General features: G+C 72.8%; 19 protein-coding genes and 1 riboswitch. Of the genes, 10 read left to right on the top strand and 9 right to left on the bottom strand.

Going from position 1 to position 22,783, the window contains the following annotated elements; genetic code table 11:
• Positions 1-30 precede the first annotated feature (30 nt).
• On the bottom strand, positions 31-1,029 hold the full coding sequence (gene bla / locus B9S64_RS33485; RefSeq protein WP_103490740.1) for a class A beta-lactamase: 999 nt from the start codon (positions 1,027-1,029) through the stop codon (positions 31-33).
• 322 nt (positions 1,030-1,351) lie between these two features.
• Between bla and B9S64_RS33480 the strand changes: the two genes are divergently transcribed.
• Positions 1,352-2,599 carry an arsenic transporter gene (locus tag B9S64_RS33480; RefSeq protein WP_103490739.1) on the top strand — a complete coding sequence of 416 codons (1,248 nt, stop codon included), beginning with the start codon at positions 1,352-1,354 and terminating at the stop codon, positions 2,597-2,599.
• Between the two features lie 248 nt (positions 2,600-2,847).
• On the opposite strand, the gene B9S64_RS33475 is transcribed toward B9S64_RS33480, so the two are convergent.
• Positions 2,848-3,165: a hypothetical protein gene (locus B9S64_RS33475; protein ID WP_258037810.1), complete on the bottom strand. Its 318-nt coding sequence runs from the start codon at positions 3,163-3,165 to the stop codon at positions 2,848-2,850.
• Positions 3,166-3,425: 260 nt separating this feature from the next.
• On the opposite strand from B9S64_RS33475, the gene B9S64_RS33470 reads away from it, so the two are divergent.
• The 8 genes from B9S64_RS33470 (at position 3,426) to B9S64_RS33435 (ending at position 12,768) form a co-directional block, all read left to right on the top strand.
• On the top strand, positions 3,426-5,207 hold the full coding sequence (locus B9S64_RS33470; protein WP_103490737.1) for an ABC transporter ATP-binding protein: 1,782 nt from the start codon (positions 3,426-3,428) through the stop codon (positions 5,205-5,207).
• 205 nt (positions 5,208-5,412) lie between these two features.
• Positions 5,413-6,513, top strand: coding sequence for a serine hydrolase (locus tag B9S64_RS33465; RefSeq protein WP_103490736.1), 1,101 nt, complete (start codon positions 5,413-5,415; stop codon positions 6,511-6,513).
• A gap of 207 nt (positions 6,514-6,720) precedes the next feature.
• Positions 6,721-7,116 (top strand): Rid family hydrolase, encoded by a 396-nt coding sequence (locus B9S64_RS33460; RefSeq protein ID WP_103490735.1) that lies wholly within the window; start codon positions 6,721-6,723, stop codon positions 7,114-7,116.
• Positions 7,117-7,391: 275 nt separating this feature from the next.
• Positions 7,392-8,483 (top strand): polyprenyl synthetase family protein, encoded by a 1,092-nt coding sequence (locus B9S64_RS33455; protein ID WP_103488558.1) that lies wholly within the window; start codon positions 7,392-7,394, stop codon positions 8,481-8,483.
• A 75-nt stretch (positions 8,484-8,558) separates the two neighbouring features.
• A riboswitch (cobalamin riboswitch) is annotated at positions 8,559-8,680 on the top strand.
• A gap of 50 nt (positions 8,681-8,730) precedes the next feature.
• A complete protein-coding gene (locus tag B9S64_RS33450) occupies positions 8,731-9,774 on the top strand; it encodes an ABC transporter substrate-binding protein (protein WP_103488559.1) in 1,044 nt (347 codons plus the stop codon).
• The gene (locus B9S64_RS33445) at positions 9,771-10,883 is read left to right on the top strand and encodes an iron ABC transporter permease (RefSeq protein WP_258037665.1); all 1,113 of its coding nucleotides are present in this window, start codon (positions 9,771-9,773) and stop codon (positions 10,881-10,883) included. Before B9S64_RS33450 ends, B9S64_RS33445 begins: the two co-directional genes overlap by 4 nt.
• On the top strand, positions 10,880-11,695 hold the full coding sequence (locus B9S64_RS33440) for an ABC transporter ATP-binding protein (RefSeq protein ID WP_103488560.1): 816 nt from the start codon (positions 10,880-10,882) through the stop codon (positions 11,693-11,695). The genes B9S64_RS33445 and B9S64_RS33440 overlap by 4 nt, the downstream gene beginning before the upstream one ends.
• A gap of 296 nt (positions 11,696-11,991) precedes the next feature.
• The gene (locus tag B9S64_RS33435) at positions 11,992-12,768 is read left to right on the top strand and encodes a class I SAM-dependent methyltransferase (RefSeq protein ID WP_109492245.1); all 777 of its coding nucleotides are present in this window, start codon (positions 11,992-11,994) and stop codon (positions 12,766-12,768) included.
• Positions 12,769-12,790: 22 nt separating this feature from the next.
• Here the strand turns inward: B9S64_RS33435 and B9S64_RS33430 are convergent, their stop codons facing one another.
• From B9S64_RS33430 to B9S64_RS33415, 4 genes are all read right to left on the bottom strand, one after another.
• Complete coding sequence (locus B9S64_RS33430; protein ID WP_219818784.1) at positions 12,791-14,386, bottom strand: aldehyde dehydrogenase (NADP(+)); 1,596 nt, start codon at positions 14,384-14,386, stop codon at positions 12,791-12,793.
• Between the two features lie 67 nt (positions 14,387-14,453).
• Complete coding sequence (locus B9S64_RS33425; RefSeq protein WP_103491558.1) at positions 14,454-14,891, bottom strand: MaoC family dehydratase; 438 nt, start codon at positions 14,889-14,891, stop codon at positions 14,454-14,456.
• Positions 14,892-14,893: 2 nt separating this feature from the next.
• Positions 14,894-16,273, bottom strand: coding sequence for an MFS transporter (locus tag B9S64_RS33420; RefSeq protein ID WP_181012310.1), 1,380 nt, complete (start codon positions 16,271-16,273; stop codon positions 14,894-14,896).
• A gap of 99 nt (positions 16,274-16,372) precedes the next feature.
• Positions 16,373-17,569: a CaiB/BaiF CoA-transferase family protein gene (locus B9S64_RS33415; protein WP_103491556.1), complete on the bottom strand. Its 1,197-nt coding sequence runs from the start codon at positions 17,567-17,569 to the stop codon at positions 16,373-16,375.
• Between the two features lie 255 nt (positions 17,570-17,824).
• Here B9S64_RS33415 and B9S64_RS33410 point away from each other — a divergent pair, with 255 nt between their 5' ends.
• A complete protein-coding gene (locus tag B9S64_RS33410) occupies positions 17,825-18,880 on the top strand; it encodes a LacI family DNA-binding transcriptional regulator (protein ID WP_103491555.1) in 1,056 nt (351 codons plus the stop codon).
• 205 nt (positions 18,881-19,085) lie between these two features.
• Here B9S64_RS33410 and B9S64_RS33405 read toward each other — a convergent pair whose 3' ends face one another.
• From B9S64_RS33405 to B9S64_RS33395, 3 genes are all read right to left on the bottom strand, one after another.
• On the bottom strand, positions 19,086-20,306 hold the full coding sequence (locus tag B9S64_RS33405) for a fumarylacetoacetate hydrolase family protein (protein WP_103491554.1): 1,221 nt from the start codon (positions 20,304-20,306) through the stop codon (positions 19,086-19,088).
• Positions 20,307-20,313: 7 nt separating this feature from the next.
• Entirely contained in the window at positions 20,314-21,486 is a 1,173-nt protein-coding gene (locus tag B9S64_RS33400) for an ABC transporter substrate-binding protein (protein ID WP_103491553.1), read from the bottom strand.
• A 167-nt stretch (positions 21,487-21,653) separates the two neighbouring features.
• Positions 21,654-22,757 carry a serine protease gene (locus B9S64_RS33395; protein ID WP_103491552.1) on the bottom strand — a complete coding sequence of 368 codons (1,104 nt, stop codon included), beginning with the start codon at positions 22,755-22,757 and terminating at the stop codon, positions 21,654-21,656.
• Positions 22,758-22,783: the final 26 nt, after the last annotated feature.

Here is a 22,783-nt window from a genome sequence, read left to right as displayed (position 1 = left end):
CGCCGCGTCACCGGAACGACGCGAGGGCCCTCAGCCGAGCGCGCGTACGACGACCGCAGCGGCCTTCGCGAGCAGCCGGTTGTCGTACGCGTCGTCCTCCCCGTCGCGGTTCGACAGGACCGCTACGACGACGGGCGCCCGGCCGGGGGGCCACAGGACGGCGATGTCGTTGCGGATGCCGTAGCCGGTCCCGGTACCGGTCTTGTCCCCGACCGTCCAGTCGTCCGGGACTCCCGCCCGGATGACCTCGTCGCCGGTGGTGTTGGTTCGCAGCCACCGTGTGAGTCTGGCCCGCTCGGCGTCACCGAGGACGTCTCCGAGGACGAATGCCCGCAGGTTCCCGGCGAAGGCCCGCGGCGTGGTCGTGTCCCTGGTCGAACCCGGTACCCAACTGCTCAGTTCGGGCTCCCGCCGCTCCATCCGGGTGACGTCGTCGCCCAGTTCCGCGAGGAGGGCACCCAGGCCCTTCGGCCCGCCGAGCCGGTCGAGGAGCAGGTTGGCCGCCGTGTTGTCGCTGTGGCGGACGGCCGCGTCGCACAGGGCGTCGAGGGTCATCCCGGTGCCTACGTGCTTCTCGGTCACCGGGGAGTTGGGGACGAGATCGTTCTCGGAATAGGTGATCACCCGGTCCATCCCGCTCACCTTGTACGTCCGCAGCACGGCACCGGCCGCCAGCGCCTTGAAGGTGGACGCGTAGGCGAACCGCTCGTCGGCGCGGTGCGTCACCTCGCGTCCGGTTCCGGTGTCGACCGCGTACACACCCAGCCGCGCGTCGAACTCGCCTTCGAGCTTCTCGAACGCCTCGGCGGTCTCCGGGGTGATCGCCCTCGTGCCGGGCGAGGCGGTGGCCGACGCGCCCGGTGCCGGGGGCGCGGTATCCGGGGACGCGGGGTTCAGCGATGCGGTGTCCGAGGGCGCGGTGTCCGGGGAGGACGCCGGTGGGCCGCCCTCTCCGCAGGCCGTCAGCGGGACGAGGGCGAGTGCGGCGAACGCACCGACCACGGCGCGTCGGGCACGGGCATGACGCATGGTCCAACCTCCAGGCGTCCCGGGAGCGGGACGCTTCTGCTCGGGTGGGAGAGGCACGGTCCTGTCCGGGTGGGGGCGGGCGCGCGGTCCGTCCCGGCACCTCACGCCTCGTCAGGTCGTGTCGCCCTCCGTGGATATGCACTGTTTCATGCCGGTCCGCTTGAGGGCGGAGCATGGCCGGGAGGCGAGACCGGGCGCCGCGGTCCGGCGGTCGACGCGGGGCGTTGCGGGACGGGGCGCGTTCCGGTGGTCCGCCCGCCGCGCCACCCGCCAGGACGGCCCATGGGCTCCGGTGCCAGGGACGGTCAGGGATCATCAGGGCATGATCAGCGAGTTCCTGTCCGTCGCCATGCTGGTGCTGGTGCTGCTCTGTGCCGTGGTGCGCCCGTTCCGCTGGCCCGAAGCGGCGTTCGCCGTACCGGCCGCCGGGGTGGTGATCCTGGCCGGCGTCATCCCGTGGGACCACGTACGGGAGGAGGCCGAGCGGCTGGGCCCCGTCATCGGGTTCCTGGCGGCCGTCCTCGTCCTGGCCCGGCTCTGCGCCGACGAGGGGCTGTTCCACGCGTGCGGCGGCTGGATGGCGCGCTGGGCCGCCGGAAGTCCCCGGCGTCTGCTGGGTTCGGTCTTCGTGCTCGCCTCGGCGATCACGGCCGTCCTCAGCCTGGACGCCACCGTGGTCCTGCTGACCCCGGTCGTCTTCGCGACCGCCGCGCGGATGGGCGTCCGGCCGAAGCCGCACGTCTACGCCAGTGCCCATCTCTCCAACACGGCGTCCCTGCTGCTGCCCGTCTCGAACCTGACGAATCTGCTGGCGTTCGCCGCGACCGGTCTGTCCTTCACCCGGTTCGCCGTGCTGATGCTGCTGCCCTGGCTGGTGGCGATCGCCGTCGAGTACGCGGTGTTCCGGCGCTTCTTCGGCGCCGACCTGAACGCGCCGTCCACCGGGAGCACACCCGGACCGCCGCCCGCGACACCGCTGTTCGCCCTGGTGACGGTGGCGGCCACACTCATCGGCTTCCCCGTGGCCTCCGTGTTCGGTATCGCCCCTGCCTGGGTCGCCACGGCCGGGGCCCTCGTCATGGCCGTACGGGCGCTGACCCGGCGCCACAGCACGGTGCCCGGCATCGTGCGCGCCGCCTCGGTGCCGTTTCTGGCGTTCGTCCTCGCCCTGGGTATCGTCGTCCGGGCGGTCGTCGACAACGGACTGGGCCAGGCACTCGGGCACGTCCTGCCGGACGGCACCTCGCTGCCCGCGCTGCTGGCCACGGCCGGTGTCGCCGCGTTGCTGGCCAATCTGATCAACAATCTCCCCGCCGTGCTCGCGCTGGTCCCGCTGGCCGCCTCCTCCGGTCCCGGCGCGGTCCTCGCGGTGCTCGTCGGCGTGAACATCGGACCCAATCTGACCTACGCCGGGTCGCTGGCCACCCTGCTGTGGCGGCACATCGCGCGTCAGCACGGCCACGGCATCGGGTTGAAGGAGTTCACCCGTCTCGGTCTGCTCACCACCCCCGCCGCCCTGGCGCTGGCCACCGTGGCGCTCTGGGTGTCGCTGCGGGTCGTCGGGGCGTAGAGGGACCGCACCGGCGCCGGAAGGAGACGGGCTCACGCGGCCGGGCTCACGCGGCCGGGCTCACACGACCGGGCTCACGCGGCCGGGCGCTCACGCGGCTGGGCTCCCACAGCCGGGATCAGCCGGACCGCCCCGCACGACCGTCCACCGGGCGCACGCGGCCACGGGACGCCCCGCCGCCGGGCCGCCGGGCCGCCGGGCAAGTAGCGGTCAGCGGTGCGACGCGCGGTCAACCGTCCGGTGCACGGTCAGCGGTGCGACGGTGCCGAGGGGTTGCGCGGACGCGGCTGCGGGTGCGGGTCCGCGGGCTCCACCGCCGCGTGCCGGCCTCGCACGCCGTCCCCCGGCGTACCGTCGTCCCCTGCCGTGCGGTCGTCCTGCCGGGTGGGGGTCCTCCGGCGGCGGGCGGCGCGCAGAGGTGACTGCGTCCACTCCGCGAACCACCAGACACCGGCCACCACGCACGCCCACAGCAGTCCCGCCGCCACCGCGTCCGGCCACGGCGCCTGTTCCGCCCAGCGCTCCACTGCGGTCAGCACCAGCCAACCGCTGAGCAGGACGGTCACCACTCGTACACGCCTATGCCTGAACATTCCCGTCCGTTACCCGGTCCGTAAGCGATCACTCGGAGCGCTTCGCGAGGAATCGTTCCGCCGCGCCGGCCACCGCGATCCCGGAGCGGCCCCGCTGTGGCCCCGGCCGACCAACGGCCTGCCGGCTGCCCGGGGGCGGATCACCTTCCCGCCCGCCGGACACACACCCAAGGCCCGTCTCTCCCCGTGGAAAGGGGGTTGTCGCCGGCCACGCGAGCAGATGGGATGACCGCATGGAGAAAGGCCTTTCCCACCGCTCTGCCGACGCCCTCGCCCCCTTCGACCACCTGGATCACCGCTACCGCGGCGAGAACCCGCTCCGCACCCTCGGCCACCTCTTCCGACCCGACCGCGGCCGCCTGGCCACGGCAGTGTGCGTCTTCGTCGTGAAGCACAGCCCCATCTGGCTGCTGCCCCTCATCACCGCCACCGTCCTGGACGTCGTCGTCCAGCACGGTCCGGAGTCGGGGATCTGGAAGGCCACCGGCGTCCTGCTGTTCGTCCTCGTGATCAACTACCCGCTCCACCAGTGGTACGTACGGCTCCTCGGCGGCAGCATCCGGCACATGGGCACGACGCTGCGCTCGGCGCTCTGCCGGCGGATGCAGCAGTTGTCCGTCGGCTACCACGCGCGGGTCAGTTCCAGCGTCCTGCAGGCCAAGGTGATCCGCGACGTCGAGGCCGTGGAGCAGATGGTGCAGCAGAGCTCCGACATGGGCCTGGGCGCGGTCGTCACGCTGGTCGGCGGGCTGGTGGTCATCGGCGTGCGGGTGCCGGAGTTCCTGCCCGTCTTCCTCGTCGTGGTCCCCGCGGCGGGCCTTCTCGTGATGAAGCTGCGCGGACGGCTGCGGAGCCACAACGAGTCCTTCCGCCGTGAGGTCGAGCAACTCTCCTCCCGGGTGGGTGAGATGACCACCCTCATCCCCATCACCCGCGCCCACGGCCTGGAGCGGACGGCGCTCGGCCGGGTCGACGGCTCCTTGCGCCAGGTGTTCGTGGCGGGCCTGCGGCTGGACATGCTCAACGGCCGCTTCGGGTCGCTGGCCTGGATCATCCTCAACACGCTCGGGGTGCTGTGCCTCTCCGGCTCCGCTCTGGTGGCGTACCACGGCTGGATGCCCGTCACCCCCGGGGACGTGGTGATGCTGAGCGCGTTCTTCACGGTGCTGACGGGTTCGGTGACGACCCTGCTCGGCCTGGCTCCGATCCTGACCAAGGGGCTGGAGTCGGTGCGCTCGGCCGGTGAGGTGCTCCAGGCACCCGACCTGGAGAACAACGCCGGAAAGGCGCGGGTCGAGAGCGTCGTCGGCCGCATCGACTTCGAGGACGCCGGGTTCGTGTACGAGGACGGGGAGCCCGCGGTCCAGGGGTTCACCCTCTCGGCGCGGCCCGGTGAAACCATCGCCCTGGTCGGGGCCTCGGGTGCGGGCAAGTTGCTCATCGGTTTCATCAGGCCCACCTCGGGCCGCATCCTGCTCGACGGTACGGACATGGCCGGACTCGACCTGCGGACCTACCGGCGCTTCCTTTCCGTGGTTCCGCAGGAGTCGATCCTGTTCGAGGGCAGCATCCGCGACAACGTCACGTACGGCATGGGCGACACGGACGAGGAGACGCTGACGCGCGCGCTCCGGGACGCCAACGCGCTGGAGTTCGTGAACGGCCTGGCGCACGGTCTGGACACGGTCGTCGGGGAGCGGGGCGCGCAGTTGTCGGGCGGTCAGAGGCAGCGTCTGGCCATCGCGCGGGCGCTGATCCGCGATCCCCGGGTGCTGGTGCTCGACGAGGCGACGTCCGCGCTCGACAACCGTTCCGAGGCGCTCGTGCAGGAGGCCCTCGGCCGCCTCGTGCACGGCCGGACCGTCTTCGTGGTCGCCCACCGCCTCTCCACGATCCAGGGCGCCGACCGCATCGTGGCGATGGAGGACGGACGGATCGCCGAGGTGGGAACCCATGAGGAGTTGCTGGACACGGGCGGCGTGTACGCGGGTCTCCAGCCCACACTCCCCCGGTGACTCCCGGACCCCCTCCCCTGCCCGACCCGCGCCGCGTCGAGGAGGCCGGGGCACGGGGGCGGGAACACCCCCGGCACGGAGGGGGGCTGGGACCACCCCGGGCCGGGGGCCGAGCCGCACTGTCCTCGGGCCGGTGCCCTGCGAGGCTCGTCGTCGAGCGAACGGCCGGCCCGTACGGACCGGTCCACGACCGAGGGGGAGAACCATGAAACGCGCACGTCTCGTATCCGTAGTCCTGGTCGCGGCGGGTCTCGTCGGAGCGGCCGCTCCGGCGGCCGTGGCGCACCGGCCCGACCCGGTCCAGCGGCAACTGGACCTGCTCGTGGACCGGGACGGGGTCCCGGGCGCCCTGGCGTACGGCGGAGGGGTGACCCGTACGGCCGGTGTCGCGGACCTGGAATCGGGCCGTGCGATGGTCGGCGCGCGGGGCAGCATCCGGCTGGCCAGCGACACCAAGGCGTTCACGGCCACGGCGGTGATGCGGCTGGTGACGGACGGGCGGATCCGGCTCGACGACCGGGCCGGTGACTACGTCCCCCAGCTCGCCGGACGCGCCATCACCGTACGGCAGTTGCTCAAGCAGACGAGCGGGCTCCCGGAGTACTCCGCCCTGGTCGACTGGACCCACGCCGGGACGTCGGAGGAGTACCTGGCTCTGGCGCTCGGCGCGGCCCCCGAGTTCCCGCCGGGCACCGGCTGGGGTTATTCCAACACCAACTACCTGGTGCTCGGCATGGTGATCGACCGGGTGTCGGGGGTCGGTTTCCGTACCTATGTCGAGCGGACGATCCTGCGCCCGCTGGGGCTGGACGACACCTACTGGCCGGCCCCCGACGAGTTCGCCCTGCGCGGGCCGCACGCCCGTAACTACGGCGTGCACCCGGCGGATCCGGAGGCGGGCCGGGTCGATGTCACCGAGCTGCCGGGGTACGAGTTCGGGGCGTCCGGCGGGCTCGTCTCCACGCCCAGGGATCTCAACGCCTTCTGGGACGGGCTGTTCGGGGGGCGGCTGCTTCCCGACCGGGCGGTTCGCCAGATGACGGGGGACACGACCGATGTGGGCGGCCGCGACGTCTATCCGGCGGGCAGCCGCTACGGCTACGGCGTCGCGTCGGTCCCGCTCAGCTGCGGTGGCGTCTACTGGGGGCACGGCGGCGACCTGCCCGGTGACTCGGTGGGCGGCGGGCGCGCCACGGCGGGCCGCGGCACGGTGACCGTCTACACCACCACGTGGGCGGCGGAGGGCGACGGCCTCCGCCATCTCCAGGGGGCGGTGGACGCCGCCCTCTGCGCGCGGGGCCGCTGAGCCGGGTCCGGGGGGGCGGTGCTCCGGCCCGTGGTGTCTGTCCCCCCGGACCGGAGCGGCACCCCGGCGTGGCCGGCCGCTTCCGCCGCCCCCGTCCGGCGCGGGCCGCCGGTCTGCGGGATCCGGTGGGACCGCCGCATACTGGTCACAGGTCACCGGTTCCCCACCGGGCCGCCGGTTCCGGCCGGAGCCCGCACAGGAGGCGCCATGGAGCGTACGGACATCGGCCCCCGCCACTTCGGCGGCAAGCTCGGCTACCACCACGCCGTCCTGCTCACCGACCCCCGGCGCTGGCTGGTGGTCGCCGGTCACGAGGCCCGCGACGCGGAGGGTGCGATCGCCCACGTCGGAGACATCCGCGGACAGTTCCGTCTGGCCTTCCAGCGGATGGACGAGACGTTGCGGGAGGCCGGCTTCGCCCTGCGGGACGTCGTCCAGCTGCGCCTGTTCACCACGGACATCGCCGCGGCGACCGCGCACTACGACGTGGTCACGGACATCCTGGAGGCGTCCGGCTGCGGCCCGGCCAGTGTCATGGCCGAGGTGGCGGCCCTGTCGGATCCGCGGATGCTCGTGGAGATCGAGGCGCTGGCCGCCCGGTGACGACGGCACGGCCGGGGCGGCTCGCCGGACCGGCGGGAACGGAGTCACCGGCGGGCACGGGGGCCGCCGACCGCCCGGGGCCCGCCCGCCCGGCCGCACCGCTCGTCGCCGGTCGTCGCCGGTCGTCGTCCGACGGGGCAAGGGCCCCCGCCGGGTGGGGAATCCGCGTCGGGGATGATCTCCTGGACGGTTCCGGCCGGCCCGTCGCGCGTGCGCGGGTCCTGGCCCGAGGCCGTCCACGGATACGGCTCCGCCCCTCGATCAGGAAGACCCCGATGACCGACACCCCCGGCCCCGTCGAACGGATGCTGGCACGTGCCGCCGCCCATGAGCGGCGGTTCGGCGCGCTGTTGCAGGAGTACTTCGACACGCTGGGCGCGACGCTGGAGGCGCCTGCCTTCAGCCGGTACGCGCCCGAGTGCGTCCACCTGCTGCGGGAGCTGTCCCTGCGCGGCGGCAAGCGGATGCGGGTCGTGCTGCTCCACGAGGCCGCCGGACTGGTCAGCGCGGAGCCCGCCGAGGGCCTGGACGCCGCGGCGCTGAGCATCGAGCTGCTGCACACCCACGGCCTGGTGCACGACGACCTCATCGACGACAGCCCCACCCGCCGGGGCGGCCCCTCGACGTACTACGCCTACCGCGACCGTTTTCCCCACCACCCGCGGGCGGCGCTCGGTCTCACCGTGCTCGCGGGCGACCTGGCGCTGGGTCTGTCCCTGCGGGTGCTGACGGAAGCCCCCCTGCCCGTCGCCCTGCGGCAGGCGATGACCGAGGTGGTGACACGGGCGGCGGCCGACACCTTCGTCGGCCAGATCGCCGATCTGGAGCGCGATTTCACCGCCACCGTCCCGTCCGAGGACGTCCTGCACTCGGTGGCCGACTTCAAGTCGGCCCGCTACTCCGTGCTCGCGCCGCTGCGGCTCGGGCTCCTGGCGGCCGGCGGGCAGCCCGCGGTGTTCGACGAGGAACTGCGGCGGTACGCGCGCCTGGTCGGGATCTGCGGGCAGATGCGCGACGACTACCTGGACCTGTTCGGTGACCCGGACATCATGGGCAAACCCGTCGGCACCGACATCCGCGACGGCAGACGCAGTTACACGGTCGGCGCCCTGCTGTCCGCCGTGAGCGGCACCGAACGCGCCCTGGTGGAATCGGCGCTCGGTGATCCCTCCTGCCCGCCCGGGACCCTCGCCGCCCTGCGGGAGATCGGCGAACGCCAGGGTGTCGCGGCCGGGGCACGGGCCGAGATGCGGCGCCACGCGGAGCAGGCCTCCCAGGTCGCCGCGGGCTGGCGGACGCGGTGGCGTGAGGACGCGGTCGCCTTCTTCGAGCATCTGCCGCTGTGGAGCGTCGAGCGGAGCGGGTGACCGGCGCGGGTTCGCACCGTTTCGCCCCTGGCCTGCGAGGACCGTAGGATCACCGGGTCATCACCGCGACGGGAGACAGGAAGCCGGTGCGAATCCGGCACGGTCCCGCCACTGTGACCGGAGAGGGGTGTCCCCGGGGGAGCCACCGCGTACGACGCGGGAAGGCCGGGGGCCTCGATTCGGGAGTCAGGACACTGGCCGGTCGCGGGCCCGATCCGAGGAGCGCGGACTCCGCAGGAGGCTTTACATGTACGGCGACATACCTCGCCCCGTTTCTCCCCTTTTCTCCCAGACGCGGCGCCGCCCGCTGCGCGCCATGGGTGTGGCCGTCGCCCTCTCCGCGACCCTGCTCGCCGGCTGCGGGACGTCCCCGGGCGCCGGGGAGGAGAAGTCCGCCGCGACGGCCCCGGCGAAGGGCTTCCCGGTCACCGTCGACAACTGCGGCACCCGCACCACGTACGACGCGCCACCGTCCCGGGTGGTCACCATCCATCAGCACCCCGCCGAGCTGATGCTCGCGCTCGGGCTCAAGGACCGCATGGTCGGAACCGCCTACCCGGACTCCGCCGTCCTTCCCGAACTACGGAAGGACTTCGAGGCGGTCCCCGAACTGGCGGCGAAGGAACCGTCCTTCGAGACGGTCCTGGACGCCGAACCGGACTTCGTCTACGGCGGTTACGCCAGCGCCTTCGCCGAGAACCAGGGCCGGTCCCGCGAGGCGTTCGCCGACGCGGGCATCGACACCTACCTGAACCGCGAGTACTGCGGCAAGAAGCAGGTGTCCATGGAGGACACCTACGACGAGATCCGGACCATCGGTTCGGTCTTCGGGGTGCCGGACCGGGCGGACGCGCTGGTGGCCGACCTCCGGGGCCGGGTCGGGGCTGCGGTGAAGGCCGTGAAGGGGGCACCCGAGACACCGGTCTTCGTCTACGACAGCGGCGACAAGGCGGCCTTCACCGCGGGCGGCAAGAGCCTGGGCACCGAGGTCATCAAGCTGGCGGGCGGCCGCAACGTCTTCGCCGACCTCGACGACGTCTTCGGGGACGCTTCCTGGGAGCAGGTGGTGGCCCGGAAGCCGGAGGTCATCGCGATCTACGACTACGCGGGGGCCGACAACGTCGAGCAGAAGAAGAAGTTCCTGCTGTCCCAGCCCGCCCTCGCGGACGTGCCCGCCGTGAAGAACAAGCGCTTCGTCGTCCTGCCGCTGACCGCCACCCTGGTCGGGATCCGGGCACCGTACGCCGTCGAGGACCTGGCCCACGGGCTGCACCCCGAGCGGTTCCGGTGACGGCCGGGACCCAGGACGCCCCGGGGGTCTCCGCGTCCCGGGCTCCCGTCACGGAACGGGAGCCGCGCCGCCGCTCCTTCGTCACGGCCCTGGTGGTCCTCGGTCTGCTGCTCGTCGTCTCCATGACGGCGGGCCTGGCCATCGGCTCGGTCCGGGTGCCGCCCGCCCAGGTGTGGGGCATCGTGACGCACGCGCTGGGGGTGGACCGGCCGGACGCCGACTGGTCCGGGGCGCGCGAGACGATCGTGCTCGACGTACGGGCGCCGCGGGTGCTCCTCGGCGCGATGACGGGCGCCGGGCTCGCCCTGGTGGGCACCGCCTTGCAGGCGCTGGTGCGCAATCCGCTCGCCGAGCCCTATCTGCTGGGTGTGTCGTCGGGCGCCTCGCTCGGCGCCGTGGCGGTCATCGTCTTCGGTGTGACCCTGTTCGGCCAGGTGTCGCTGTCGGTGGCGGCCTTCGCGGGGGCGCTGGTGACCCTGTTCCTCGTGTACACCACCGCCCGGTCCGGAGGGCGCATCACCTCCTCGCGCCTGGTGCTGTCCGGCGTGGCCTACGCCTCGGTGCTCACGGCGGTGATGAACCTGCTGCTGCTCACGAGTGACCGGGGCAACGAGGCACGGGCGGTGCTGGCCTGGACCCTGGGAGGTCTGGGCGGTGTGCGGTGGGGCACGCTGTGGCTGCCGGGAGCGGCCCTGCTCCTCGGCATCTGCGTGCTGCTCGCGCAGGCCCGCTCGCTGAACCTCCTGCTGGCCGGCGAGGAGGCGGCCACGACCATGGGCCTGAACGTGGGGCGGTTCCGGGCCAGGACCTTCGTGCTGCTCTCGCTGATCACGGGCGTGCTGGTGGCGGCGGCCGGGCCGATCGGCTTCGTCGGGCTGATGATGCCGCACATCGTGCGGCTGTTCGTCGGCGGTGACCACCGCCGGGTGCTGCCCACGGCGGCGCTCGGCGGGGCGGTCTTCCTCATCTGGGCGGACATCGCCGCCCGGACGGTCGCCGCGCCGATGGAGATCCCGGTCGGTGTCCTGACGGCCCTGTGCGGGGGGCCGTTCTTCCTGTGGCTGATGCGCCGTGACGCCCGCCGGGGAACCGGCCGAGGAGTGGTATGACCGGGTCCGAACTCTCCGTCGAGGGCGTCACCCTCACCGCCGGGGCCCAACGGCTCGTCGAGGACGTCTTCCTGACCGCGGGCGCCGGTGAGGTCGTGGGCCTCGTGGGTCCCAACGGCAGCGGGAAGTCCAGCCTGCTGCGCGCGGTCTACCGCGTGCTGCGCCCCGAGTCCGGGGCCGTACGCGTGGACGGGGCCGACGCGTGGGGCCTGCCGGTCCGGCAGCTGGCCCGCACCCTGGCGGCCGTGGTGCAGGACTCCGCGGCGGACCTCGACCTGGCCGTGCGGGAGGTCGTCGCCATGGGCCGGAGCCCGCACAAGCGGCTCCTGGACGGAGACACCGCCGAGGACCGGCACATCGTCGAGTCGGCCCTGGACTCCGTGCACGCGCTCGACCTGGCGGACCGGCCCTTCGACCGGCTGTCCGGCGGAGAGCGCCAACGGGTCCTGATCGCCCGCGCGCTGGCCCAGCAACCCGCTCTGCTGGTCCTGGACGAGCCGACCAACCATCTGGACATCCGCCACCAGCTGGACGTCCTCGGCATCCTGCGGAGCCTGTCCGCCACGGTCCTGGTGGCCCTGCACGACCTCAATCTGGCCGCGTACTACTGCGACCGGCTGTATGTCCTGCGCGGCGGCCGGGTCGTCTCGTCGGGACCGCCGGCCGAGGTGCTGACCCGCGAACTGCTGGCCGAGGTGTACGCCGTGGACGCCGAGATCGCCGTCCATCCGCGCACGGGAGCGCCGCAGGTGACCTTCCTGCCCGGCGCTCCCGCCCGGCCCCACGCGGAGGCCGGTCCCTCCGCCGGCTGAGCGGGCCAGGGGTGGGGCCCGGGGCACCGGGGGGGGTCCGGAACCGGCCTCCGGGCCCCACCCCCGGTACACACCTCCAGAGCCGCATCTGTAAGGCTTTTGGGTGATGGGACAAGGATGTGCCACCTGGTTTACGGATAAGCCCTCGCAGATGCAAGATGCAGGTGTACCCGGCGGCACGTCGTGAGGCGGAAGGAGCCGAGGACGGCCGCCGAACGGACCGGCTCCGGGACGTGCCGCACCGGAACCGGGCGGCGTCACCCCTGTTCCTGCTCATCAGGCGAGACCGAGGACCCATGAACGCACGGACCCACGACCTCGGCGCCACGGACGTCGGCCGCGGCGCCGACGGGCCCGCCCTCCGCAGCGGCCGGCGGCCCGACCCCCGTATCGCCCGGCTCGTCGCCGAGGCCCTGGGCGGCGCCCGTGACGTCCTCAACGTCGGCGCGGGAGCCGGGTCCCACCGGCGTCCGGCCCGTGCGGCCGGACCGGCCGCGCCCTCCGGGTCCGCGCACGCCCGGCGCCCGGCCCTCCTCCCCCGGGCCGTCGACGCCGCCGCCGAGGACCTGCCGTTCTTTGACGGGGAGTTCGACGGGGCGATGTCCCTCTTCAGCGTGCACCACTGGAACGACCCCGCGGCCGGCCTGCGCGAGGTGCGCCGCGTCACGCGGGGTCCGGTCGTCGTCCTGACCCGCGCTCCGGAGCGCGTACGCGACTTCTGGCTGTACGGGTACGCTCCCGAGGTCCTGGACATCGAGGCGCGCCGCCATCCGCCGGTCCGGGCCCTGACCGCGGCGCTCGGCGGCACAGTCACCGTACGGACCGTTCCGGTTCCGCTGGACTGCACCGACGGGTTCGACGAGGCGTACTACGGGCGCCCGGAGATGCTCCTGGAACCCGCCGCCCGTCAGGCGTACTCCGCGTGGAGCTTCGTGGACGACGGGGTCCGGGAACGCTTCGACCGGACACTCCGCGGTGACCTGGCCTCCGGGGCCTGGGACCGGCGGTTCGGCCATCTGCGGACGCTGCCCGCGTACGAGGGGTCGCTGGTCGTGGTGCGCGCGACCCCCTGAGCGGCCCGCCCCTCCCGTGTGGTCAGGTCGTGGCGCCCTCCTGCCTGACACCGTCGGTCCTGCGGGGCAGGCCGTAGGGGTTGTGGTCCGAGAGCTCCGGCGGCAGGAGTCCGGCGGGCAGGTTCTGGTAGCAGACGGGGCGCAGGAACCTGCGCATCGCGAGGGTGCCCACCGAGGTGCCGCGCCCGTCCGAGGTGGCGGGGAAGGGCCCGCCGTGCACCATCGCGTGGCTGACCTCCACCCCGGTGGGCCAGCCGTCGAACAGCACGCGGCCCGCGGTGTCCTCCAGCACCGGCAGCAGCTCCGCCGCCGCCGGGCCGTCGCCCTCCCCGTGGTGGACCGTCGCGGTGAGCTGTCCCCGCAGGGCACGGGCCACCTGGACCACCTGCTCCTGGTCCCGGCAGACGACGACGGTCGAGGCGGCGCCGAAGGCCTCGTCCTGGAGCCCGGGGTTCGTCAGGAAGTCGTCGGCGGCGACGGTGAGCAGCCGGGCCGTCCCGGTGTTCTCGCCCTCTCCCGGCAGCCCGGTGGCGATCTCCCGGACGCCCGCCTCGGCCCGCAGGCCGTCCACGGCCCGCTCGTAGGCCCGGTGGATGCCGGAGGTCAGCATGGTCTGCGCGGTGCTGCGGGCGACGGCCGCCGAGGCGGACGCGACGAACCGGTCCAGTCCCTCTCCGGCGGAGGCGATCACCAGGCCGGGATTGGTGCAGAACTGGCCCGCGCCGAGCGTCAGCGAACCGGTGAAGCCCTCCGCCAGGTCCTCGGCCCGCTCGCGCAGGGCGCCCGGCAGCAGGAAGACCGGGTTGACGCTGCTCATCTCGGCGTACACCGGGATGGGTACGGGGCGGGCGGCCGCGGTGCGCATCAGGGCGAGACCGCCGGCCTGCGAGCCGGTGAAGCCGACCGCGCGGATCCGGGGATCGGCCACCAGGGCCTGTCCGAGGTCGCTGCCCGCGCCGAAGAGGAGGGAGAACACCCCCTCGGGCAGTCCGCAGTCCTGGACGGCGCCGGCCACGGCGGAGCCGACCAGCTCGGAGGTCCCCAGATGGGCCTGGTGGCCCTTCACCACCACCGGGCAGCCCGCCGCCAGCGCCGCGGCGGTGTCCCCGCCGGCCACCGAGAAGGCGAGCGGGAAGTTGCTCGCGCCGAAGACGGCCACCGGTCCGACGGCCAGGTGCCGCTGGCGCAGGTCGGGTCCCGTCGTACGGCGGCCGAGGGGCGGAGCGGGATCGACGCGCACCTCGGCCCACTCCCCGGCGCGTACCTCGTCGGCGAAGAGGCGCAGCTGACCGGTGGTGCGGTCGCGTTCTCCGGTGACGCGTCCGCGCGGCAGGCCGCTCTCGGTGACGGCCCGGTCGACGAGCGCGTCACCGAGGGCCTCGATGCGGTCGGCGATCCGCTCCAGGAACGCGGCCCGTTCGCCGGGGGTCGTCGAGCGGTAGCGTACGGCGGCGCGAGCGGCGCGTTCGCACGCGTCGGCGACGTCCCGCGCACCGCCCGCGGGGTAGGCCGGTTCCAGCGGCCGGTCGGTCCGGGGGTCGGCCGAGCGGGCCGCCGGACCGGTTCCGTGACGCCGTTCGGCGCCGATGAACATGGCTCCGTCGAGAGTGTGGGGCATGGCTGTGTACCTCGTCAGAACAGGGGGTGGCGGGGGCGCGGCGGGAGGCCGCGCCCCCGGGGGCGGGTCAGCCGCGGCGGTCGACGGCCAGGATGTGCAGGCAGGACAGGACGGTCTCGCCGTCCTGGTTGGTCCCGGTGTACTGCTTGGTCACCAGCCCGATGCCGGGCCTGCGGTGCTCGCGCAGTTCGGTGACGACGCCGCGGGCCGAGACGGTGTCGCCGGCGAGGACGGGCCGGGGGAACCGGATCCGCTCGTAGCCGTACGCGACCGCGCGGGGGTTGTACTCGACGGTGAGCCCGACGACCAGACCGAAGGTGAGCACACCGTGGACGAGCCGGCCCCCGAACCGCTCCTCGGCGAAGGCGCGGTTCATGTGGGCGGGGTGGAAGTCCATGGTCAATCCGGCGAAGGTGCTGATGTCGCTCTGGTCCAGCGTCCGTGAGCCGCCCTCCTGGGCCTCTCCCACGGTGTAGTCCTCGAAGAACCGCTCCACGAGCCGCATGGTCAGACCACCGCCTTCGCCGTGCGTCCGCCGTCGGCCAGGGTGGAGACCCAGGCGTCCTCGGAGGCGAAGTCGGAGTCGCTGCTCTGGCGGGCGTCCGAACGGAAGTACTTGGAGTAGTGGACGGACACGAGCGCGATCGTCGCGTAGACGACCATGCAGACGGCGATGGGCCACCAGCTGTCCGCCACCTTGTACAGGGCCGTGGCCACCAGCGGGGTCGTCCCCGCGAGGAGGGCTCCGCTCGTCTCACGGGCGAACGCCACTCCCGAGTAGCGCAGCGCGGGCGGGAACATCTCGGGGAGGAAGGCCGCCTGGGCGGCGTAGCAGACGGTCACGGAGCCGACGAAGCAGACCACCAGCGCCGCGATGATCACCGGGGTGCTGTGGGTGTCGATCAGCGCGAACATCGGGAAGGGCCACAGGATGCCGAAGGCGGTTCCGTAGAGGAAGAGCCTGCGCCGTCCGACGCGGTCGCCGAGGGCGCCGAAGAACGGCATGAAGACGGCTCCCGACACCAGGACCACGGCGTTCACCGCCAGTGCGAGACCGGCTGCCAGGCCGACGTTGTCCGTGAGGTAGCTGAGGATCCACACCTGCGGGATGTAGGAGTACCCGCTCAGAATGACGTTGGAGCCGAGCGCCACCAGCAGGCGCCGCTTCTGCGTGCGCAGCAGGTGGGCGAGCGGCACCTTCGGGGCGTCCTCGGACTCCTTGACGGATTCGAAGGAGTCGGTCTCCGCCACCTTGCGGCGGATGTAGAAGGAGACGGCCAGCAGCAGCAGGCTCAGCAGGAAGGGCAGACGCCATCCCCAGGTGTAGAAGCTGTCGCCGGTGAGCGCCAGCACCCCTTGGAAGACGGAGAGCCCGAGGGCCGAACCGATCCAGACGCCGGCGCCGGACCAGGAGGCGTAGAAACCGCGCCGTGCCGGGGGCGCCGACTCGGAGGACAGCACCACGGCCCCGGCGTACTCGGCTCCCGCGCCGAGTCCCTGGGCCAGCCGCAGGACGACGAGGAGCAGTGGGGCGAGGACGCCCACACTGTCGTGGCCGGGGAGCACACCGATCAGCGTGGTGCTGACGCCCATCAGCGCGAGGGTCACCACCATGACCGGCTTGCGGCCGATCCGGTCTCCGAGGTGCCCGAACACCATGCCCCCGAAGGGGCGGGCGAGGTAGCCGACCGCGAAGGTGGCGAACGCCGCCATGAGTCCGACGAAGGGGTCGTCGGTCCCGAAGAAGTAGTCCTTGAAGATCAGGGTCGCCGCGGCGCCGTAGAGGCCGAAGTCGTACCACTCGACCAGGCTGCCCACCGCGGAGGCCATCGAGGCCCGGCGGGCCCGTGTGGTGGCACTGCGTGTGACGTGGGTCGACGTATCCATATCCGCTCCATTGCTGTGATGGATCATCTCACTGACGGGCGCGCTCAGCCCTCTTGCGGCGCTCGATGGGTATGTGGGGGGGGTGCGGAGCCGGGCCGGCTACGCGACGGTGCCGCAGAAAACGACGCCGTCCTTCGCCAGTCGGCCGATGGCGTCCTCGGAGAGTCCGAGTTCGCTCAGCACCTCCCGGCTGTGCTGGCCGTTGACAGGAGCGGGGCGCTCCACGGTCTGCGGGGAGGCGGCCAGCTTGAAGGGGAATCCGGGGGTGGTGACCGTTCCCTCGGTGGGGTGCTCGTAGGTGAGGAACGAGCCGTTGTGGACCACCTGCGGGTCGTCCATCAGCTGGTCGTAGTCGTAGACGGGCCCGCACCACACCCCCGCCGCCCCCAGCGTCTCCAGCCAGTCGGCGGTGGTCCGCCCGCGCAGGTTCTCCTCGACCAGCGCCGAGATCTCGTCGCGCGCGGTGAAGCCGTCGCGTTCCGCCTCGTAGCCGGCCAGCCGGGGGTCGCGCATCAGATCGGCGAGGACCGCGGGCTCGGCGAAAGACAGCGCGAGGTATCCGTCCTGGGTGGGGTAGATCCCGTACGGGGCGCGGATGTAGCTGTGGGCGTGGATGTGTTCGCTGCGGCTCTGGCGTACCCCGCCCACGGTGCGTACGGAGATCTCCTGCATCTGGGCGGCGATGATCGCGTCCAGCATGTTGACCTCGACGAGCTGCCCCTCACCGGTCCGCTGGCGGTGGAAGAGCGCGGCGAGGGCGCCTTCGAACGCGGAGTAGGCCGCGAAGGCGTCGACCAGGAAGTACGGGGCGGCCGTCGGCGCGGCGCCGGGCCGGCCGGCACTGAACAGGGCTCCGCTCATGGCCTGGAGGAGGAGGTCCTGCCCCGGCCGCGCGGCGTACGGGCCGCTCTCGCCGTATCCGGAGACGGAGACGTAGACCAGGTCGGGCTTGAGGGCCTTGAGCGTCTCGTAGTCGACCCCGAGGCGCTTGGCGACTCCGGGGCGGTAGTTCTGCAGGAACACGTCCGCGGTGGCCACCAGTTCGCGCAGCAGCCGGCCACCCTCCTCGGACTTGAGGTCGACGGAGAGGCTGCGCTTGTTGCGGTTGAGCGAGAGGAACGAGGCGTTGACCTCGTTGCCCTGGGCGCCGCCCGCGGCCGCGTGGCGCTGCCACTCCCCGCTCGTGGGCTCGACCTTGATGACGTCCGCTCCCAGGTCCGCCATCTTCATGGCGGCGAACGGCCCGGACATCGCGATCGAGAGATCGAGGACACGGATCCCTTCGAGTACCTTCATGAGCAGCCTCTTCACATAGAGCCGGAAAGGGTGCGAAAGGGACGAGCCTTGCGCGTTCGATTGATGTTAGCGCTATCGGTAGCGCTAACAGAAGACCTTCGAGGAAACATGACGGACATCGGCCGTCAACGACACGGAGCGTCGCCGTTCATGTGTGAGGGGTTCGGGCAGGTGCGCGGAGCCGGTCCCCCGACTGCGTAGAGTTGTGCGGAACGCAATCCTGATCATCAGTGAGCGCAGAGGGGCGACACCAGCATGAGCAGCCGCGAGGCCGCGGGGGATCCGGTTCGCCGGCGCCGCTCCGGCACCCGGTCCGTGACACTCCAGGACGTGGCCGCGATCGCCGGGGTGTCGGCGCAGACCGTCTCCCGGGTCCTGCGGATACCGGACGAGGTCAGTCCGGAGACCCGGGACAGAGTGCGGACCGCGCTGCGCGAGGCCGGGTACGTACCCAACCTGTCCGCGCGCAACCTGGCGTCGAACCGCAGCAAGATCGTCGCCACCGTGATCCCCTCGCTGTCCGCCTCCATCTTCTCCGAGACGCTGACCGGCCTGTCCTCGGTGCTGGCTCCCGAGGGCTACCAACTCCTGCTCGGCTACACGGACTACGACGACAAGCGGGAGGAGGAGCTCATCCGCTCGCTGCTCGGCCGGCGGCCCGACGGGTTCTTCATGACGGGCGCCCTGCACAGTCCCGCGGTGATCAAGATGCTCAAGGCCTCGCGCGTGCCCGTGGTGGAGACCTGGGACTGGATCGACACCCCGCTGGACACCCTCGTGGGGTTCTCGAACGAGGACGCCATGTACGCGATGGTCTCCTACCTGCACGAGGCCGGGTACCGCGCGCCCTGCTTCGTCGGTTCACTGCTGGAGGGCGACCACCGCTCGCGCAGGCGGCTGGACGGCTATCTGCGCGCGGTGGAGACGTACTGGCCGGGCCGGGAGCCGCGGGTGGTCGACGCCTCCGCCTATCCGCTGGCCCTGGAGTCGGGGGCACGGCTGCTGGAGGTCGCCCGGCAGGCGCACCCGGAGAGCGACGTCCTCGTCTTCTCGACCGACATCTACGCCAACGGAGCGCTGCTCGCGGCGACTTCACGCGGGATCGCGGTACCGGAGGAGATCGCCGTGGCGGGGTTCGGCGACTTCGAGCTGTCGCGGATGCTGCGGCCCGCGCTGACCACGGTGGCCCTCCCCAACACCACCATCGGCCAGGAGGCGGCCCGCATGCTGCTGACCCGGATGCGGGGAGAGCGGCCGGAGCGGACGAAGGTGGACATGGGGTTCGAGATCCGCCGCCGCGAGAGCGCCTGACGCCCGGCGCCTGCCGGGCGCCGGGGGCGGTGGCAGAGGCCGGGCGTGGGACGACAAGGCGGTGGGCCGTACGGGACCGGCGGGGCCGCCCCGTACGGAGCCGGCCCCCGGCACCGGGCCGCGCGATGGACCGTGCGGCCCCGACCTGGCCACGCGTACGGAACCGCCGGGGTGGCCCGAGGCGGTCGCCGCCCGGCCCCCGGTGTCAGAGCAGACCGCGGCGGGCGAGGCCGGACATCAGCGCCCGTACCCCGTAGGCCCACGGTGCGCAGTCCTGGCTGTGCCGGACCTCGTGGGCCAGCGTGCCGAGCTCCGGCGTGGAGATGCGCACGACGTCCCCGGGACGGTGGGTGAATCCCCGGCCGGGCTCGTCGCGGTCGCTGACGGGGGCGAACATCGTGCCGAGCAGCAGAACCACCCCGTCCGGGTACTGGTGGTGCTCCCCCATCAGCTGCCGGACCAGGTCCTCCGGCGTACGGCTGCTCTCCGCCTGGGACGACGTGCCCCGGAGCAGATACCCGTCCGCCCCCGCCACCTCCATGCTCACGGTCGTGGACCGCACCTGGTCGAGGCCGAAGGTGGCGTCGAAGAGCCTGACGAAGGGGCCCAGCACGCACGAGGCGTTGTTGTCCTTGGCCTTGGGCAGCAGGAGCGCCGAACGTCCTTCGTAGTCACGGAGGTTGACGTCGTTGCCGAGGGTCGCGCCGACGATCTCACCCCGGGAGGAGACCACCAGGCCGACCTCCGGCTCCGGGTTGTTCCACCGCGACTCGCGCAGCACCCCCGCGCGGCCGGCGGGCCCCACGGCCGACAGCGGCAGCGCCTTGGTGAAGATCTCCGCGTCGGGCCCGATGCCGACCTCCAGGTACTGGCTCCAGTCACCCCGGGCGACCAGGCGCCGCTTGACCTCGGCCGCTTCGGGCGTCCCGGGGCGCAGACTGCGCAGGTCGCCCCCGAGCACCTCGGCCAGCTCCGCGCGAATGCCCGCGGCGGCGCCCGGATCGCCCTTGGCCCGCTCCTCTATGAGCCGTTCCACCATGGAGGCCGCGAAGGTGACCCCGGCGGCCTTCACCGGCTGGAGGTCGGTGGGGGCCAGGAAGCGCGCCACGCGCGGGTCGTCGGGGCTGCGGACGGTCTGCGCCAGCAGCTCGTCCACGCCCGCGATCCTGGGACCGGCGGCCTGGGCGAGCGCGGCGGCCGGATCCTTCTCCTCGCACAGCAGGGAGACGGTGGAGAAGTCCCCGGAGATGTCGTAGACGCCGTCCGCACGGACGGCGGCCGGGGAGGGCCCGTCCGCGTCGGGGTTCCAGACGCGGGCGAGCAGGCTTCCGGCCGTGCCGTCCTCGGGGAGGAGGCCGCCGGCGGCCAGGTCCGGTGCCGTGCCGGGGTCGTGGGACGTCGTGGTCGTGGGGATGCCGGGTGTCATGGGAGACCTACTTTCGGTGGAGGACGGCCGGGGGCTCCTCGCCGAGGGCGGCGCGGCCCTCGGCGGCGGTGCGGTGGAGCGCCTCCAGGTCGTCGTGGAGTGCGGTGGCCGGGCGGCCGTTCAGCAGTCCGTCCCGGATCAGCTCGGAGGCCACCTGCTGGAACTCCGTGTAGCCGGGATAGCGGGGGCGCACCCAGGCGCTCTCGGTGGTGGCGAGGGTGTCGGCGTAGAAGTCGCCGCTGTGGGCGTTCACGGCGGGGTCGGTCCACGCCTCGCGCCGGGCGGGCTGGGCCTGGTGGCGGGGCAGATAGCCCCGCTGGGTCTCGGCGGACAGCAGCCAGACGATGTGCCGGACCAGCTCCTCGGTCACCGGGGCGCGGCGCGAGAGGGCCAGTCCGGTACCGCCCAGGACGGAACCGAGCGGGCCGCCGGGGCTCAGCCGGGGGACGTCGGCGAAGCGTACGGGACTGCCTTCGGCCGAGGCGTAGTTGACGTAGCCGTAGACGAAGGGGCAGTAGGCGACGCGGCCGTCCGCGACGTGTTCCAGCAGGGCTATCGGGTTCAGTCCGGCGGTCGCGGGGTCGCAGCGGTCGAGGAAGGCGCGCATCGCCTCCAGCGCCGCCACTCCGGCCTCCCGGCCGACCAGGGGCACGGCGTCGGCCCGGACGGCGGGGGCGTCACCGAGGGCCACACAGAGGGAGAAGTACGTCAGCAGGGCGTGCGGCCCGGCCAGGGAGAGCGCGCCCGGCACCGTCTCCGCCAGCTCCAGCGCGGCGGTCCAGGTCCGCGGGGGCTCGGGCACCGCCGCCCGGTGCAGGGCCGCGACCTGCGTCGCCACGTCGAGCGGGGCGGCCCACAGGCGGCCGTCCAGGGTGTACGACCGGGTCGCGGACCCCACAGCCCCGGCCCGCCACTCCTGGAGGACCGCGTCGGGCAGCAGGTCGTCCAGCGGCCGGAGCGCGTCGGCCTCCAGCGCGTCACCGAGGTGCGGGTGGTCCAGGACCACGAGGTCGTACCGGGCGCACAGATCGCCGATGGGGTGGGACTCGAACCCCTCCAGCGGCTGGCTGTCCCAGGTCAGGCTGTGCCCGTGCCCCTCCCCGGAGAACCGCGCGGCCGCGGCGCGCAGGGCGGCCGTACCTCGCGGATGGTCCCAGGTGAGCCCTCGGTAGTCGGTCATGGAAGCACCCTTCGGCGAGTGGGGCGGAGGCGGTCTCCACGGTTACGTTAGCGCTACCGTTAGCGCTAACGTACTACAGGGACCGGTCGGCCGAAACCCCCTCGCGCCGCCGCGGCCCGCCCATGGCGCGGGTCGCGGCGGCAGAAGCCGTGCTTCGGCGGAGATGCCTAACGCGACTGCGCCCAGTCGTAGAGACGGTGGGCGCTGTCACCGAGGCGCGTGGCGTAGAGCGTGGGGCTCTGCCCGCCCGCGAGTTCGTCGTCGGTGGTGGTGACACCCACGACGGTGCCGGTGCCGGTGCGGGTGTCGAAGTGGGCCAGGTGAGGTCCACCGCTCGACCCGCTCGACATGTCGCAGGTCTCACCCCACAGCAGGGGGGCCTTGGGCCCGGGGTGGCTCGTGCCCGCGCAGTGGATCATGCGGGATCCGACGTACCTGTCCCCGGGGCTGTTGAGTCCGCCCTTCGGGTATCCGAAGGTGTGGACGAACGCGTCCTGGACGGGCCGGTCGAAGCCGATGCGCTGGCTTCCGGTGGCGTCCTCGACCGGGTGGCCCCCGGCAGCGGGATTCACCACGAGGAGCCCCGTGTCGTAGCCGGCGGCGGCGATGTCCGACGACGTGGTGGTGTCCGGATCGGCGTCCCAGCGGGAAGAGGTGGCCATGGTCCTGATGCTGAAGCCACCGAGCGGTTTCGTTCCGTTGCGGTAGCCGGGCACGAAGTAGATGTTGTGGTTCCAGGTGTCGTCGTCGGAAGGCGCGCCGACGCCTCTCAGGCAGTGTGCCGCCGTGATGACCGTACTCCGGTTGGCGCTCGTGACGACCGTCGCGGTGCAACTGCCGTCGTAGCCGTCGGAGAAGGTGAAGAACAGCCGGCCGACGGTCCTCTCCGCCGCCCCGCCGTGGGTCCACACGGCCCCGGATTCCGGAGTGCCCGGGGGAAGCGGCCGCGGGTCGTCCGGTGTGTCGTCGTCCTCGGGTACGGGGGTGATCTCGGGGATCATGGCACCCGCGAGCTTCATTCGCTCAGGGCTCCAGTAGGCGTTGATCCGGTTGCGTTCCTGTGCGGTCCTGGCGCCGACGTGGGTGGTGGTGGTGTCCGGTCCCGCCGTGCCGCCGCTGCCGGACGACGGGACGTGCGGTGCGGTGTCGGCGGCCGCGGCCGGGGTGACCAGCGCGACGACGGCCGCCGACACGGCGACGGTGGCCCCGATCGTGTGGCGGAGGGTCCTGCGGGTCTGCTGACTGTGGGGGCGATGAGACGGTATGCGCATGCGCCGGACAGTAGGCACGCGATGTC

The organism is Streptomyces sp. SM18 (assembly GCF_002910775.2).
Lineage (GTDB): Bacteria > Actinomycetota > Actinomycetes > Streptomycetales > Streptomycetaceae > Streptomyces > Streptomyces halstedii.
The sequence above is the reverse complement of the archived record's forward strand: the minus strand, read 5'-3'. Positions and strand labels throughout refer to the sequence as shown.